Genomic DNA, 1,058 nt, shown 5'->3' with positions numbered 1-1,058 from the left:
TTGTAATTATATATATAAGTAATCTATGAAAAGTAAATGAATTTTTAAAATATATAAATACAAATTGAAAACTAACATAAAAACCTTTTCTTTTTAGATGGGCGAGAGCGTCTGGCCATGCGTAGTAGCGATTAGGACCTTTTTCTGCCACATGCGAAGTAAAAACATAGAGAGAAAGCGAGTATCTGCATAGCAGTAATCTGTATGTCAAAAATCAAAATGGATTCATGTATTAATCCTCATACAAAAAGAGCCAATCCCCATCAAAGATCAGCTCTTCTCTCTATCATACCTTTCGAGAGGACTCCCACCTCTAAACATATGTGAAGGTGATGAGGTGAATCGAAAAAATATTTTATTTTCAAGCAAAACGATAGAAACGTACGTTCTTATTTTGGTATAATAGCTTTAACAGGGAGGTGAAAAAATGACAACGGAAAATCAAATAAATTATAAAACTCTTCAGATTTGGATTAAAAAAGGACATCGTATGTATTCTTATTTTCAAGAATCTTGCCAAAACGCTAAAAATATGTACAACACGACAAACTTTTATATACGACAAGTGTATACAGGTTTGAATCCTGTACTTGTTAAGGGCAAACATATCAAAAGCATAAATCAATATTACAATAAAATGAAGAGCCACTTTACAAGTGTTTTAAGGCAAGGTAAACAAACAAATGAAGGCTCTTTTACTTCTAAAAGAATAGAAAAACTTCATCAAAAGCGTTACCTGAAAATAAAAGACATTTTCCATAAGGCTAGTCATCATATTGTAAAACTAGCTCAAGAAGAGGAAGTTTGCAAAATCGTTATTGGTCAAAACAAAAGTTGGAAACAAGAAACTGATATGGGAAAGAAAAATAACCAAACATTTTGCCATATCTCGCATAGTTTATTGATTCAAATGATTACATACAAAGCGAGTGCGGTAGGCATTCAAGTTGTTGTAACTGAGGAATCTTACACATCAAAAGCAAGTTTTCTAGATCATGACTGTATTCCAACGTATGGAACAAATGACCAAAATGCAACGTTTTCAGGAAAACGAATGA

General features: G+C 32.2%; 1 pseudogene. It reads left to right on the top strand.

What is annotated here, in order from left to right:
- Positions 1–571: 571 nt before the first annotated feature.
- A pseudogene (locus V7024_RS22055) lies at positions 572–1,058 on the top strand (IS200/IS605 family accessory protein TnpB-related protein); the annotation flags it as partial.

The sequence above is a fragment of the Bacillus sp. JJ864 genome (assembly GCF_036963045.1).
GTDB lineage: Bacteria > Bacillota > Bacilli > Bacillales > Bacillaceae_G > Bacillus_A > Bacillus_A pseudomycoides_C.
This window is presented reverse-complemented; position numbering and strand designations above follow the sequence as displayed.